At 58.3% G+C, this 14,691-nt stretch carries 11 protein-coding genes; all 11 read left to right on the top strand.

The window, feature by feature from the left end; all coding sequences use genetic code 11:
• The first annotated feature begins 36 nt into the window (after positions 1 to 36).
• The 11 genes from ACZ5WW_RS20910 to ACZ5WW_RS20860 all read left to right on the top strand — a co-directional run bounded on the left by ACZ5WW_RS20910 (position 37) and on the right by ACZ5WW_RS20860 (position 14,651).
• Positions 37 to 1,605 (top strand): lipopolysaccharide biosynthesis protein, encoded by a 1,569-nt coding sequence (locus ACZ5WW_RS20910; RefSeq protein WP_377162495.1) that lies wholly within the window; start codon positions 37 to 39, stop codon positions 1,603 to 1,605.
• Between the two features lie 6 nt (positions 1,606 to 1,611).
• The gene (locus ACZ5WW_RS20905; RefSeq protein ID WP_377162493.1) at positions 1,612 to 2,910 is read left to right on the top strand and encodes a glycosyltransferase family 4 protein; all 1,299 of its coding nucleotides are present in this window, start codon (positions 1,612 to 1,614) and stop codon (positions 2,908 to 2,910) included.
• On the top strand, positions 2,907 to 3,782 hold the full coding sequence (locus ACZ5WW_RS20900) for a glycosyltransferase family 2 protein (protein WP_377162491.1): 876 nt from the start codon (positions 2,907 to 2,909) through the stop codon (positions 3,780 to 3,782). Before ACZ5WW_RS20905 ends, ACZ5WW_RS20900 begins: the two co-directional genes overlap by 4 nt.
• Positions 3,779 to 5,002 carry a glycosyltransferase family 4 protein gene (locus tag ACZ5WW_RS20895; protein ID WP_377162489.1) on the top strand — a complete coding sequence of 408 codons (1,224 nt, stop codon included), beginning with the start codon at positions 3,779 to 3,781 and terminating at the stop codon, positions 5,000 to 5,002. The genes ACZ5WW_RS20900 and ACZ5WW_RS20895 overlap by 4 nt, the downstream gene beginning before the upstream one ends.
• On the top strand, positions 4,999 to 6,063 hold the full coding sequence (locus ACZ5WW_RS20890) for a hypothetical protein (RefSeq protein WP_377162487.1): 1,065 nt from the start codon (positions 4,999 to 5,001) through the stop codon (positions 6,061 to 6,063). The genes ACZ5WW_RS20895 and ACZ5WW_RS20890 overlap by 4 nt, the downstream gene beginning before the upstream one ends.
• A gap of 75 nt (positions 6,064 to 6,138) precedes the next feature.
• Positions 6,139 to 7,368: a glycosyltransferase gene (locus ACZ5WW_RS20885; protein WP_377162485.1), complete on the top strand. Its 1,230-nt coding sequence runs from the start codon at positions 6,139 to 6,141 to the stop codon at positions 7,366 to 7,368.
• Positions 7,355 to 8,827, top strand: a complete 1,473-nt coding sequence (locus ACZ5WW_RS20880; protein ID WP_377162483.1) for a WecB/TagA/CpsF family glycosyltransferase — start codon at positions 7,355 to 7,357, stop codon at positions 8,825 to 8,827. Before ACZ5WW_RS20885 ends, ACZ5WW_RS20880 begins: the two co-directional genes overlap by 14 nt.
• A complete protein-coding gene (locus ACZ5WW_RS20875) occupies positions 8,824 to 9,981 on the top strand; it encodes a glycosyltransferase family 4 protein (RefSeq protein WP_377162481.1) in 1,158 nt (385 codons plus the stop codon). Before ACZ5WW_RS20880 ends, ACZ5WW_RS20875 begins: the two co-directional genes overlap by 4 nt.
• A 37-nt stretch (positions 9,982 to 10,018) precedes the next feature.
• Complete coding sequence (locus ACZ5WW_RS20870; protein WP_377162479.1) at positions 10,019 to 10,879, top strand: ExeA family protein; 861 nt, start codon at positions 10,019 to 10,021, stop codon at positions 10,877 to 10,879.
• A gap of 173 nt (positions 10,880 to 11,052) precedes the next feature.
• Positions 11,053 to 13,920 (top strand): SLBB domain-containing protein, encoded by a 2,868-nt coding sequence (locus ACZ5WW_RS20865; protein ID WP_377162477.1) that lies wholly within the window; start codon positions 11,053 to 11,055, stop codon positions 13,918 to 13,920.
• Positions 13,921 to 13,970: 50 nt separating this feature from the next.
• The gene (locus ACZ5WW_RS20860) at positions 13,971 to 14,651 is read left to right on the top strand and encodes a response regulator (protein ID WP_377162475.1); all 681 of its coding nucleotides are present in this window, start codon (positions 13,971 to 13,973) and stop codon (positions 14,649 to 14,651) included.
• Positions 14,652 to 14,691: the final 40 nt, after the last annotated feature.

The raw sequence follows: 14,691 nt of genomic DNA, 5'->3' as shown, positions 1-14,691 counted from the left end.
TGAGTCTATGACTCACAGCGAGGTTTCCCACTCGCGATGACCTACGACTCCGTCAAACAACGCATCTGGAGCAACGCTCTCTCGAACTACCTGCGTACTTTTGTCGGCATTGTCGTTGGGCTGCTTACCTTCCGGCTCTTGTACCAGGCGCTTCCTCGTGAGTCATTTGGCTTTTGGTCGCTGCTCTGGAGCGTTTTTGGTTACGGCATTTTGCTGGACTTCGGCTTTGGTTTTGCTGCACAAAAGCGCGTCGCCGAACTCTCGGTCACGGGTGAATGGCAAAAGCTCAGCCAGGTGTTGAGCACGATTCTGTTTTTCTACCTCGGAGTGGCAATTCTTATGGCGGCCACGGTGGCGGTCGGCGCCGATGAAATAGTCCGTTCCTTTGGAGTATCAGCCGCCAATCATGATGAGTTTCGCATCGTTCTCATCGCGTTTTTTGCCGCCATCGGCCTCGCGTTCCCCTTGGGCATTTTCCCTGAAATTCTTCGCGGGCAGCAGCGCATCAGCACCGTCAATAACATCATCACCCTGGCCATGCTCATGCGCCTGGCAGTCATCGCATGGGCTGTATATGCGGGCTGGAGTCTGCTGGCCATCATGCTCACCGCATTGTTTTTCGCTCTCGCCCCGGATCTGGTCTCGGCCTTTTTCGCCCTGCGACACATGCCGGAGGTAAAGCTTCGCCCGCGCCTTTTTTCAAAGTCCGTCATGCGTGAAACGATGGGCTTTTCCATCTTTGCCTACATCAGCACGGCCACCAACATTGTTTTGGGAAAGACAGACCAGCTGGTGCTCGGCGCCACGCTTTCCATTTCCGCCGTGGCAGTCTATCAGGCCGGCGCCAAAGTCGCCGAAGTTTTTTCGCAGTTCACGAAGCAGCTTCAGGACACGCTCTCCCCCGCTGCGGCACATCTTCATGCCAGTGGAGACCACTCGGCTTTGCGCGACCTGCTTCAGCGTGGGACTCGCTGGAGCGCCCTTATATCCACCCCACTATATGTACTCTGTGCGTTTGAGCTTGAGCCTCTCCTCAAAGTGCTCACCGGGGACACCCACCTCTCGGCGGAAACCTGGCAGGTCGCTCATCTTTTGCTTCTTTGGTTTTACAGCTCGGCGCTAACTCACAGCGTTAGCAAGCGCATCTACATGATGACCGGCCATGAGCGTCGTCTCATGTGGCTTGGCCTCGGTGAGGCAGTCGCCAATCTCGCCTTGAGCATCACGCTGGCGCTGCTGCTCAGAAACGTGATGGGGGTTGCCATAGGCTCCCTTGTCCCATCCCTTTTCTTTGGCTGGTTTCTTCTCTGGCCATGGGTCGCTCGTGATGTCAGCCTCTCACCATGGCGCCTCTTTCGCGAGGCCGTTTTGCCGTCCTGGGCAGCCTGCATGCCCGCCATCATCCTCCTTGCCGCCCCGCTGCTTTTTCCTGAATGGCAGATCGAGAACACCTGGCTTCGGATTTTGGTGATGGGCACAACCGGCGGCCTGGCCTCACTCATTTGCGTGTGGTTTTGGGCATTGACGGTTTCCGAGCGCCAGACCCTTCGCACAAAGTTCCCCTCTCTCTTCAGAAAGAATCCACCCACGCTGCAGACTGCGTGATTTGCCATGCAAGCATCCCACATCCTACGCAAATACGATCCTGCGCAATGGGGCGGCACTGAGACTGCTCTTCAGCGTCTCATGCTGGGCTTGCAGCAAAATGGTGTTTCCTCGGTAGTGCATGCTCCGCAATACGACTTGGAGGAAGGCCCCGATCCGCTCCGCGACACAGGCGCAAAAATCCTTCGCTACCGTGCGTTTGTCCCTGTCCTGGGCATTTCTCCGGCACAGCGGGAAGCGCTGGTCTCCTGGGGGGGGAATCTGTTTTCATTCGAGCTTTTCTGGCAGTTGCTCGCCAGCGGCTCTGATGTGATTCACTCACACGCCCTTAACAGGCTGGCAGGCATCAGCCTGATGGCCGCCAGAACACGCGGTCTGCCCCATGTGGTCACTCTCCATGGCGGGGCTCTTGACATTCCGGATGAAGTGCATGCCAAGCTCACTGCGCCGCTCAAGGGCGGTTTTGAATGGGGCAAGATTCTGGGAGCCCTCGTGCGTAGCCGCCACGTGCTGAAAAACACAGACGCAGTTTTCACCTGCAATCCGCGCGAAGCGGCGCTGCTGCAGCAAAAATACCCTCGTCAGCGCATCATCGTTCAGCCGCACTCAGTGCCCGCCTCACAGTATGCCACCGACTGCCGCGCGGCCGCACTGAAAGCCTACCCTCAGATCGCTGGCCGTGATCTTATCATCAAAGTTGCACGTCTCGATCCCGCCAAAAACCTGCCCTGGCTGGTGCGGCAGATGCCCGCCATCAAACGCCGTCACCCGCGCGCCATGCTGGTGCTTGTCGGTGCTGGGACCACACGTTCTGTTGTGGAGGAGCTGCATCACGAAATCGCCCGTCTCGGTCTGGGGAATGACGTCCTCCTCACGGGAGGCCTGGCCTCAGGCTCTGCCGAGTTGATCGGCCTCATCCAGTCCGCACGTCTGTTTGTGCTTTGCTCGTCCGCTGAACCCTTTGGCATCGTCATCCTGGAAGCCTGGGCTGCAGGCACACCCGTGCTTTCTTCACGCGTTTCCGGACCGGCCTCTTTGATCGAACATGGCCGCACTGGCCTGCTCTACGATCTCGATCAACCCGCGGAGTTTCATTCCGGCATCGACACCCTGATGATCAACAACAAGCTGCACCGCCATCTCAGCACTGAAGCTCTGGAGCATGTGCGTGCTGAGTATGATGTGGCCTCAGTCGCAGGCCGGGTCGCCCGTGTTTACGAGGAGTTGATCGACTTGAAGCGTCGTAAATCCTCCGGCAGCTTTTTCCATCGCCAGCAGAAGCAGTTCACCGCCGGACTGTCATGAGCGACCCACTCATATCCATCGTCATGCGTTCCTTCAATGAGGCCTGGGCCTTGAAGGAAACCCTTCCAGCACTTTTATCGCAAAATTGGCAGAACCGCGAGCTGATCGTCATCGACAGCGGTTCGACCGACGGCTCGCAAGAGCTGATCCGTGCTGCCAATCCGGCGCATTTTATTCAAATCACACCTCAGGAGTACAACCCAAGCCGGGTGATGAATCATGGCATGAGGCTGGCTGCTGGCGAACGTGTCATCTTTCTGAATGCCGATGCGACACCGCAAAATGATCGCTGGCTCCGTCCTTTGGCAGACACTCTCGCAGACACCCGTGTCGCAGCATGCTTTGGCCGGCAGATTCCGCGCCCGGACTGCCAGGCGGTTTTTGCCTGCGACTATGACCGCTGTTTCGGCATGGAGCGTGAATCCGCAAAATGGGAGCATTTTTTCAGCATGGTAAGCAGCGGCCTTCGCAAAGATGTCTGGCATTTGCGTGGCTTCCGCGAGGACCTCCAGTATGCGGAGGATGACGAATACACGCGCTGGTGCCTTGCACAGGGCTACAAGGTATCCTACGTTCAGGAGTCTGTGGTCATGCACAGCCACAACTACACCCCCCAGCAAAGCTGGAAGCGTTCCTTCGGTGACGCCCGTGCAATCGGCAAGGCATGGAGTCAGAAACCGGATGTTTTCAGCTGGCCCCGGACCGTTCTGCTCGGCTGGCTCAGCGACGTTCGGCACGATATGGGCTGGTGCCTGAAGCACGGTCGTTTTCACGAAATGGCCCACGCCATGCGCATTCGCTGGGAGCAGCGCCGCGGCAGGCTGGCAGGATTTCGTCAGGGCTGGCGCGAGCAGCAGGAGGCCGCCCCATGAAAATACTTGTCCTCACAAATCTTTATCCCCCCCACTATGTTGGCGGCTATGAGCTCCGCTGTGCCGCGATCACCGAAGCCCTGAGGCTGCGTGGCCACGATGTGCAGGTGATCACGTCCAATCATGGCGTGCAAGGCAGTCCGCCTATAGCAGAGCCGCACGTTGACCGGAGCCTGCGTATTCATGGCTACTACGGCCATCCTTGGCTCGGCCTTCGTGCCCTCAAGTATCTGGAACTTCACAACAATCAGACCCTGCTTGCCGCGCTCACAGTTCTCCGGCCAGATGTCGTTCATGTCTGGTGCATGGGCGGTTTGTCAAAGTCACTCTGCCTCACGCTGCAGAGAAGCGGCGTTCCCACAGTCTACGACGTCAGTGATCACTGGATTTTGCGCAGCTTGACCGCAGACGTCTGGCTTGATTGGTGGAACCGTGGCCACGGATCATTTGCATCGCGCATACACCGTGCCCTTTGGACTCTTTGCGGAGTCCGGCGGCGCTGCGATGCCATCGCTCCCACCAGCCCCGTCTCAGAAATTCGTTTTCAGCGGCTTTACTTCACCAGCGCCCGTCTCAGGGAGCTTACCGCCCAGCAAGGTTACGATGTCATGCACGGAGGCGTCATTCATTGCCCGGTGGACACCAGCCTCTTCCAGGGCACACCTGTAAGGCGTTCGCCAAAAAAATGGCTCTGGGTTGGCCGGCTGGCTGAAGACAAAGGCATTTTGACGGCGCTGCGCGCATTGTTGCTCATCAAGACAGCCTTTGCAGGAACCCTGCATGTCTACGGCAGAGGTGAGGAGGCCTACGTCACAATGCTGAAAAATTTCGCCTCAGAGCATGACCTGCCAGTGGCCTGGCACAGCGCCACGCCAGCAGAAATGCCGGATGTGTATCGTGCTCATGACGCCCTGCTGTTCACCTCGGAGTGGGAGGAGCCTTTTGCACTGACGCCGCTTGAAGCCATGGCCTGTGGTCTGCCGGTTATCGGCACGATGACTGGTGGAAGCCGTGAACTTTTCCGCCATGGACAAAATGCTGTCACCTACGATGCCGGAGCCGCCACCCAGCTCGCAGAGCGCATCCTTTTGCTGCAGAGCGAAGACCACCTGCGGACCACCATTGCAGAAGCCGGTCATCGGGAAGTCCATGAGCGCTTCGCCATGGCTCCGATTGTGGACCAGGTTGAAAATTACCTCCGTGAATCCATTCCTGCATGAGTGCTCGTTTCACCATCGACGGCAGCGAAAGTCTTGAGCGGCATCTTGCGGCCACCTGCGCTCATGTGCGGTCGGGGGTCGAGCGCATCATCGCCTTGGGCAGGCTCCAGGGCCTGGCTCTTGCAGGAGGCTATGGACGCGGAGAGGGCGGCGTGCTGCGTGAAAACGGAAGTGACATGCCTTACAACGACATGGAGTTCTTCGTTTTTGTACGCGGCAGCACTCTGATCAACGACCGTCTTTACAAGCACGCCCTGCACCAGCTTGGAGAAGCCCTTTCTCATGCGGCTGGTTTGGATGTGGAGTTCAAAATTCTTTCGCTAGCCCGTCTGCGCCGCAGCCCCGTGAGCATGTTTTACTATGATCTGGTCATGGGGCACAGGTGGATCATAGGCGGAGACGAGCTCTTCACCGGCTGCGAGCACCACCGCGACTCCACCCGCATTCCGCTGCATGAGGCCACCCGGCTCCTCTTCAACCGTTGCTCAGGCCTGCTCTTTGCCAATGAACGGCTTGCCCATGAAAAACTCACGGCTGCAGATGCCGACTTCATCGGTCGCAATCTGGCCAAGGCCCAGCTCGCTCTGGGCGACGTGGTTTTGACAATGTCAGGACGTTACCATTGGAGCTGCCTGGAGCGGCATCGCCGACTTCAGGAGCATCCCGACACAGACCCTGAACTCCTCTCACATCACGCCGCAGGAGTCGCCTTCAAGCTGCACCCGCACCGCTCTACAAAAACACGGGACGAGTTGATCACGGAGCTCTCGGCCCTCTCTCAATTGGCCCGAAATATTTTTCTCCAGCTCGAAAGCCGCCGCCTCGCCATCAAATTGTCGGCACCAGTCGATTACATAGAGTCCAAAACCAACAAATGCCCTGAAGTGCCTTTGTGGAAAAACATCTTCATCCACCTCCGCACACGAGGAATGCCATCAGGCATTACCCGATATCCTCGCGAGCATTTGCTTCATGAGCTGGTGTCGATGCTCTGGGCCGGACGCCAGGCAACCGCGTCTTCCATCCGGCAATACGCCGCGCTCTGGAATCGGTTCAACTAAGCATCCTCCCCCCACTTGAGGGCGATGCATTTAGCCGTGGATGCCGCTTTGGTACAGAAATCACATCCCGCTCTTATGCACATCCTGGTTGTTTACCCTTACATCCCCTACCCGATCGACCGCGGCACATATCAGCGGGTGTTTCATCTGCTGCGAGAGCTGGCCAGAGAACACACGATTGATTTGATCGCTCTTTCCGAAAATGGCGAGCGCGCTGAGCACCGCGGCATTTTCGAAGCCTTCTGCCGCAAGGTGGTCTTTGTTCCCTTCGAGCATCCGCCCTGGCCCCGGCTGTTCCCTAACAGACTGCTCAATCCTCTGCCAACCACAGTGCGCCACTGGTGGCTGCCGCAGCTTGCCGACACCATAACAGAGATGCTCGACCAAAGTTCGTATGACATGGTGCACGTGTGCGACATCGTCATGGCGCAGTACTTTCTGGATGACCATTTGCAAATCCCGCTCAGCGTAGACCGCAGCAGGGTGGATTTGCAGTTCCAGGAAGAGCAGTACGCCCGCATGCCCAAAGGGCTCAAATCTTCCCTCCTGCACCATGAGCAAATCTGGAAACTGCGCAGGTTCGAACACAAGGTCGCCCGCCGCAGCTCTGTGCAGGTAGTCTGTGGTCCCGACGACGAACAGTTCATCCACTCTGAAGTCAGCCCAAACGTTCCTGTGCAAGTGGTCACCAATGGGGTGGATCTCGACTATTTCAGCCCTTCCTCCTCCGAGGTCTCACGCGACCCGTCTCCCACCGTTCTTTATTGCGGTGCCATGGACTACATGCCGAATATTGACGCTCTTCGTTGGTATTTTGGTGAGATTCACTCCTATCTGAAAAAGGCGGTGCCTGACCTGAAAGTGCTGATTGTTGGCAAATCACCGGTCGCTGAAGTGACTGCATACGGCGATTTGCCGGACGTCACAGTCACAGGCGGAGTTCCCGACGTACGGCCGTGGTATCGCCGTGCATGGGCGCAGATCGTCCCGCTTCGCATCGGCGGCGGGACCAGGCTTAAAATCCCGGAAAGCATGGCAATGGGCACTCCGGTGATAAGCACCACCATCGGCGCACAGGGGCTGCACTTGCTTCACGGCACGGACATCCTGCTTGCCGACACCCCAGAGATGTTTGCCCACTACACAGAGCGCATGCTCCATGATGAAGTACTGCGCAAAAAAATTGAAGATCGGGGCATGCAGACCTGCCGCAGCCGGTTTGGCTGGCCAGGCCTCGGGCAGCAGCTCAGCAGTTACTACTCACAGCATTTCCAGCCTGCGGAGGACTCCCATGAGCACAACTGAAGCAGCCCCCCATCCACGGAGCGGAGCTGCCTTGTCCATCTTGGGTGTCCGCTTTGATAATGTGACGACCAGCCAGACCCTGGAGACCATCTCAGGGATGATTGCATCTGGCAAACCTCACTACATCGCCACGGCAAATGTCGACTTCACCGCTCTCGCCATGTATGACGAGGAGTTGCGGCGCATTTTGCTCGATGCACATCTGGTCGTCTGCGATGGCATGCCGCTTGTGTGGGCCTCCCGCTGGCTCGGCAATGCCCTGCCAGAGCGTGTCGCCGGCTCAGATCTGGTGCCCAAGCTCCTTGAAGTTGCCGAAATTAAAAACTGGGGCGTTTATTTTCTCGGCGGGCAGAAAGACGTCGCCGCAAAGGCAGTGCAGGCAGTCCGGCTGCGTCATCCAAAGCTCAGGATCGCCGGCGTCATGTCTCCGCCATTCAAGCCACTGCATGAAATGGATCACGCCGCCATCTGCGCAGACATTCATGCCACACGCCCAGACCTCCTGTTCGTTTCCTTCGGCTGTCCAAAGCAGGAAAAGTGGATAGCGATGAACTACCAGCGCGCCGGTGTGCCCGTGAGCATAGGCGTAGGCGCCACGATTGATTTTCTCGCCGGCCACATCCAGCGCGCCCCCATCTGGATGCAAAAGATCGGCCTGGAATGGCTGTACCGGCTCCTGCAGGAGCCAAGACGGCTGTTCAAACGCTACGCCACCGACTTTGTCGTTTTCGGACTGACCATCGCAAAACAGTGGTGGCTGACCAGAGGCGGCAGGCGTGCTGAGAACACACACGCACCAGCACCGGTCAAAGTTGCAGACGCCCACATTTCCAGCGTTGCAGAGCTTTCCTGCCCGCAACGGCTGGATGCCGCCGAAGTGCGCCTCATAGAGCAAAGCTGGATGAACAGCCTCGAAGGTCCGGAGGAGGGCGTCATCATCGACTGTAGCGGCTCTCTGTTCATCGACAGCACCGGCCTTGGCCTCCTGATGCGAATGCAAAAACGCTGCCGTCAGTCCGGGAAGCAGTTGGTGCTTTCGTGTGTTTCCCCCGCAGTTCTCAAACTGCTGCAGATGACACGACTGAGCTCCATCTTCACCCAGGCTTCCAGCCACGAAGAGGCGCTCGCTAAAATTTTGAATGTCAGCATGCCCGCTTCTCCGCCTGGCACCAAGACCGAGCCCCTTCAGCTTGACTGGAGCGGCGCCGTCACCACCAGCAGTGTGGATGGCCTTTGGCGTGGCGCTCTCGGGCTCATCCAGAACGCCGCAGATGGCCGCAGCCCTGTCGTCATTGACCTCAAAGGCGTGCAGTTGATGGACAGCGACGGCCCAGGACTGATGGCCCGCCTGAAAGATCATGCCAGCAGCCAGCACATCCACCTGCGCTTCACCAATGCCAGCCCTGTCGTGCACGAATCCCTTCGTCATGAACACATGGAACACCTTCTTGCATCATGAAAGTAGCCATTTCCACCAGCGTAATCCAGCGCGGAAAAACTGGCGTGGCTCAATATGTGCTGGCACTCACAAAGGCGCTGATGCCCTACGCGGACATCGTCAAATTTCACATTCTGGCGCTGGCGCAGGATCTGCCTCTTTTTGAGTTTGCACGTGGTCGCATGGAAATTGTTCCCGTCGATGAACGCTGGCGTCCGGCCGTGCGAAACATCTGGTGGCATCAGCAGATGCTGCCACGCTGGCTGGCCAGGCAGCAGATCGATGTGCTTCACGTGCCCAGCTATCGTCGCATGGTTCACAGCGCACACTGCCACCTTGTTTCGACGATACACGACCTTGCGCCGTTTCATGTGAAAAAGAAATATGACCTCGCCCGCATGATCTATGGCCGTGTCATTGTAAAGCATCTTGCACGCAGGCAGGATGGCATCATCGCGGTGAGCACCAGCACGGCCCGGGATGTCGAGCATTACTTCGGCGTGCCGATGGAAAAACAAAACGTGATTCTGAATGGCATCGACCATGCGCGCTTCCATCCCGGAGACCCCAACGCTGCGCAGGCAATGGTGGAACAGCGCTGGCAGCTTCAGGATCCCTTCTTTCTTTATGTCTCGCGGCTCGAGCATCCGGCCAAAAATCACACCAGGTTGATCGAGGCTTTCGACCACTTCAAAAACACAAGCGGCTCCCCCTGGCAGCTGGTTCTGGCAGGGAGTGACTGGCATGGGGCGGAACACATTCACACAGCAGCACGCGAGTCCCGCCACTCCAGGGACATCCGCTTTCTCGGCTTTGTTGAGGACGCGGCGCTGCCCAGTTTGTACCAGGCAGCCTCCGCCATGGTTTATCCTTCTTTGTTTGAGGGCTTCGGCCTTCCCCCCGTCGAGGCCATGGCCTGTGGCTGCCCGGTCATCAGTTCGAAATCCGGTTCGCTGGCTGAAGTCGTTGGCAAAGCCGCCCGCATCATCGACCCCGAGGATGTCGGCGACATTGCTCGGGCATTGCAGGAAATCGCACAGAATGATGAAAAACGCGCCGCCCTGATCGCCGCCGGCTTTGAGAATGCCAGACGCTTCAGCTGGGATGACAACGCCAGGCGCGTCATGGATGTTTACGAAAAACCCTTCACAGGTTCCCGCAGTTGGGGGGGTTGAGAGCAGCCGCATCGGCGCGGAAGTTTCCGGACGAAACATGTCCGACTTCCTTCATCACTGGCAGCTGAACACGAAACCCTTTGAGGCCACGTGGGACACTCGTTTCTACTACCACAGCCCCCAGCACCAGGAGGCGCTAGACCGCCTGATCTATCTCGCCAGCGAAAGAACCATGAACCTGGGCATGCTGACGGGAGACATCGGCTGTGGCAAGACGATCACCACTGCCGTTCTCGCCCAGAGACTCGACCCCTGCGAATTTGTCGTTGCACGCTGTGAAAATTCCGGCTTCGGTTTTGACGAACTTCTGCGCTCCATGATTGCGCAGCTCGACCCCGACGCCGGATCGGTTCCTGAGGGAAAGTTCAATCGCTGCGAGCACCTGAAGAGACTTTGCGAAAATGCCGCCGACCGCGGCAGGCACGTGATTGTGCTGCTCGATGAGGCTCAGGACATGCCAGAGGACACCTTGCGGCAGATCGGCTGGCTCACCAATTTCAACGGCGATGGACGCCCGCTGCTGACATTGCTGCTCATCGGCCAGCCACCGCTGCGTCGCTTGATCAACAGCAATCAGGCCATCCAGCAGCGCATCGGGCTCAGGTTTCACCTCACCCCCCTGGCAGAATCCGCCACTGCGAGCTATGTGGAGCATCGCCTGAAGGCAGCCGGTCACTCCGACGGCGGTTTGTTCGACACGGAGTCACTGCTCCATCTCCATCATTTTTCCCGTGGCATCCCACGCGAGGTCAATCGCACGGCAAAGCTCTGCATGGAGCACGCATGGGCGGCAGGCAGCGACCGCATCACCCCTCAGATTCTGCATGATGTGGCCTGCGATCTGTACCGCCAGGATCAGCTGCTCGGCATGTCCACCGCTATCTCGTGCGCTTCATGAATGCAGGGCAGCCAGCATCATTCAGCCTGACGGCGATCAATCGCAAACGAGGCCTCAGTCCCGCCTCCGCTCACAGGCCGCATGAGCCGGCTCTGATGGTGGAATCCCCTCCACCTTCACAGGCAGCACACCTTTCGGCTGTTTCTCCTGAATCCGAATCATCCGCCATCAAGATGCCATTCGATCCGCTGCGGCTGGTCGATGCCCTCATACGCCGCTGGTGGCTCATGCTTTTGGCGGGTTTGATCTTTTCAGCGGCCATGCTCGCTGTCGGCTGGCTCCGTTTTGAGACCCTCTACACTGCAAGGTCCCAGATCATCAAGCAGCAGCAGGCTTCCGCATTCAGGCAGTCGGACTCAGGAGAATCCTTCAAGCCCAGTGACCTCACCATACCGACACTCATGTCGCTGATGTACTCTGGCTCCACCATTGCCACCGCCAGCGCACTCGCGGAGCATCGTTATGAAGAGTTCGCGCTTCGCTCAGGGCTGCTCATCTCCGCAGAACGAAACACAGACATCGTGAACATCAGCATGACCTCAAACATCAGCGCCAGCGCCGCGCTGGAAATGCTGAGGTCCTACACCGAGACGGTGCTTCAGCTGTCGCGAGACCTCCAGCGCAGCGATGCAGCCACCATGAAGGTCTTTCTGCAAAAGCAGATCGATCGCACAGATGCAGACCTGCTGAAAGTGAATGAAGAACTTCTGGCCTACGGCCGTCAGTCCCATTTGCTCGATGCAGACAAACAGATGGACGCATGGCTGGCAGAACTGGGCAATTTCACGCTCAAGTATGAGACCCTCAAACTCGACCACGACACGCTTGATGTTCGAATCCAAGGCATCGAGCGCGAGCTCGGCAAAGTGGACACCAACGCGGCACGTCTGGACACGGCGCGAAAAGAGCTGGCAGACTTGCGCGTGCGCTACACCGACGAGCATCCCGCCGTGATCGAATCCATCGAAAAGCTGAACTCTTTGGAGTTGCAGATGAAGACTTCCGGGCTGCGCACAGACGCCCCTCCCAAACCCGGAGAAAGCAATGTGGCGGAAAGTCTGTACCTCGACCTCGTTCGACTGCGGGCTGAAAAACAGGTGATGGGAGAGCAGCTCACCAAGCTGGTGGCAGTGCGTGAGGAGATCAATCAGCGCCTGGCGCAACTCCCCCGTCAGGCCATGGAATACGCCCACATCAAATCCCGGAAGCAGACCCTGGAGACATCGCGCTCCCTGCTGGCAGGCCGTCAGCGCGAAGCAGCGCTCTACGAAGAAAACTCCCAGGGCTATTTCCGTCTGTTCTCCATGTCTCGCGCTCAGGATGTAAGCGCCGTAAAGCCCACGCAAAAACTCGCCATGGCAGGGGCGGCGGGCTTTGGCGGTGGTGCAGCTCTGGTTGCACTCATCAGCATCATCCTGACGCTGAAGGACGGCACCCTCCGCAGCAGCGGCGATCTAAGGCGCGCCACAGGCCTTCCTGTGCTGGGCGCATTGCCCCTGCTGAATGCAGCATCCGCTGATGAAGCGGAGGCATGGGCCTTCCGCACTTGGACAAGGCTGCAGCCAATGCTGCACACACCCGTTGGTGGCGGCGCCATCATTTGTGGTGTGATGCATGCCGCCGGAGACGACGCCGCCTCGCGCCTGATCAAGCTGCTCGCAGAGGCTGTCATACGCCGTGGTCAGACCTGCATCATGATCACTCATGAACTGACTGACGATGCACTGACACTCACAGGCGCCATGGCCCAACCCGAACGTCCGGCTCGCATCGCTTGCGAAATCAATGACCGCCCTTACCGGATCGGTGTGGATGCAGACTGGCAGTGGACTCCAGCGCAGAGACTGCAATGGCAGGCTGCTATCGCACACTGGCGCACACTTCCAGGAGCAGTCATCTTCATCGAACTCCCAGCCGTAGAAGAGCCGGAGGCATTGCTCATAGCCGAGCAGCTCCCCAATCTTGTCTGGGCTTCCTCAAGCGGCTCATGCCTGGTGGAGAAAGTGCAGGATTCGCTGCTCATGTATCGCGATGCTGGCTGCAGGCTGGTCGCCGCCTTGCTGGACCGTGCTCCCGTCCTTCGGCCTGTGTCTCTGGCACGTTTCGCAGCGCTTGCCATGTTGCTTGCCAGCACAAGCCCGGCCCTTGCGCAAACAGCACTGCCGCTCGGCCCTGGAGACGCGGTGAACATCAGCATGCCCGGCTTTGCAGGCCTTGAGCGGAAAGATGTGATCGTCGGCCCGGATGGCAGGCTGAATTACCTGCAGGCGCATGACATCCAGGCCGCGGGGTTGAGCCTGGATCAATTGCGTGAGACCCTGTCGGCAACACTGAGGCGCTACTACCGTAATGCACGCGTTGTCGTCACCCCTTCCACCTTTCAGAGCCGCAAAGTCTATGTGCTGGGCAAGGTGGTGAAAAAAGGAGCCATCAACCTGGACAGACCCCTCACCATTCTCGAGGTTGTCGCTGAGGCCGGCGGCTTGGAAACCGGCCTGTTTCAGCAAAACACAGTTGAGCTGGCAGACCTCGGCCGCAGCTTTGTCATGCGTGGGCAGGCCCGGCTCCCTGTCAATTTGGAGGCACTTTTTCTGCGCGGTGACATGACTCAAAATGCGGCAGTCGAGCCTGGTGACTACCTCTACTTCCCCTCCGCAAACTCCAACGAGATCTATGTGCTCGGAGACGTCAGGATGCAGGGCACTCAGGGCCTGCTTGCCCACACCTCCGTCCACAGTGCCATCGCCCAGGCAGGCGGTTTCACTCCAAAGGCCTACACGCGTCGGGTGCTCGTGGTGCGCGGCTCATTCGACAAGCCGGAACGCTTTGTCGTTGATATGGAAGACGTCATCACCGCACGTGCCAAAGGATTCAGGCTTGAGCCCAAGGACATTGTGTTTGTCGCAGACAAGCCCTGGGCACGTGCCGAAGAGCTGCTGCACATGGCAGTCAATGCCTTCCTCCAGGGTGCTGTGTCCGGCTGGACCCGCGCCAACATCGGTCCCTACATTCAGCAGCCCATCTTGCCCCAGCTTCGCTAATAAAGATTCATGCAGTTGCCTCGTCTGATCTTTTTCAGCTTATTTGTTCTATGATCGCCACTTTGGAGCCAGAAACGCCACGTTCTGAAGCAAGAGCACTCCAAGTGGCTGTCATCGAAGATGATCCGACCTTGAGGCTTTTTTTGAAAAAGCTCATCAGCAGGCCTGACCACCGTCTGACGTTTGCCGGTGCATGGGAAAGCGCAGAAGCCGCTGCCAAACCTCTGCTGGAAATACGTCCGGACGTGGTGGTCGTTGATCTCGAGCTCCCTCATGTCAGCGGCATGGACCTGATACACCATCTCGCACCACGCATGCCTGCCACCGCCTTTGTGGTGCTCACCATTCATGACGATCCGCAAAAGGTGTTTGCTGCGCTGCGTGCAGGCGCAAGCGGCTATCTGCTGAAAACTTCAAAGCCGTCCGAGATCATTGCCGGCATCCGCCAGGCCTGTGCCGGCGGTGCGCCGCTCAGCCAGGAAATCGCGCGCCTGCTCATCCAGTCATTTCAGGCCCCTTCCAAGACAGCCCCCAAGCGCATGCCTGGTCTCACGCCACGGGAAAGCCAGATCCTCGATCTGCTGGCGCAGGGCATGGTTCCCAAGGAAGTGTCTGACAAGCTCGGCATCAGCTATGCCACAGTGCGCGACTACCTGAAAGCCGTCTATGCAAAGCTGCATGTCCGTTCAAGGACCGAAGCCGTGATCAAATACCTCGATCAGACCAAATAGCCCCACATCTGCGGGGATTGTAGCCTGGCCGCGCAGCAGA

Source organism: Prosthecobacter fluviatilis (assembly GCF_055388355.1).
Note: the sequence above shows the minus strand (reverse complement) of the source record. Positions and strands in the feature narration are given on the sequence as shown.

Bases quoted from the DNA above. Each gene is read 5' to 3' on its own strand.
- ACZ5WW_RS20885 (WP_377162485.1), top strand. From the start codon at position 6,139: ATGCACATCCTGGTTGTTTACCCTTACATCCCCTACCCGATCGACCGC.
- ACZ5WW_RS20895 (WP_377162489.1), top strand. From the start codon at position 3,779: ATGAAAATACTTGTCCTCACAAATCTTTATCCCCCCCACTATGTTGGC.
- ACZ5WW_RS20880 (WP_377162483.1), top strand. From the start codon at position 7,355: ATGAGCACAACTGAAGCAGCCCCCCATCCACGGAGCGGAGCTGCCTTG.
- ACZ5WW_RS20890 (WP_377162487.1), top strand. From the start codon at position 4,999: ATGAGTGCTCGTTTCACCATCGACGGCAGCGAAAGTCTTGAGCGGCAT.
- ACZ5WW_RS20905 (WP_377162493.1), top strand. From the start codon at position 1,612: ATGCAAGCATCCCACATCCTACGCAAATACGATCCTGCGCAATGGGGC.
- ACZ5WW_RS20900 (WP_377162491.1), top strand. From the start codon at position 2,907: ATGAGCGACCCACTCATATCCATCGTCATGCGTTCCTTCAATGAGGCC.
- ACZ5WW_RS20875 (WP_377162481.1), top strand. From the start codon at position 8,824: ATGAAAGTAGCCATTTCCACCAGCGTAATCCAGCGCGGAAAAACTGGC.
- ACZ5WW_RS20865 (WP_377162477.1), top strand. From the start codon at position 11,053: ATGCCATTCGATCCGCTGCGGCTGGTCGATGCCCTCATACGCCGCTGG.
- ACZ5WW_RS20860 (WP_377162475.1), top strand. From the start codon at position 13,971: ATGATCGCCACTTTGGAGCCAGAAACGCCACGTTCTGAAGCAAGAGCA.
- ACZ5WW_RS20910 (WP_377162495.1), top strand. From the start codon at position 37: ATGACCTACGACTCCGTCAAACAACGCATCTGGAGCAACGCTCTCTCG.
- ACZ5WW_RS20870 (WP_377162479.1), top strand. From the start codon at position 10,019: ATGTCCGACTTCCTTCATCACTGGCAGCTGAACACGAAACCCTTTGAG.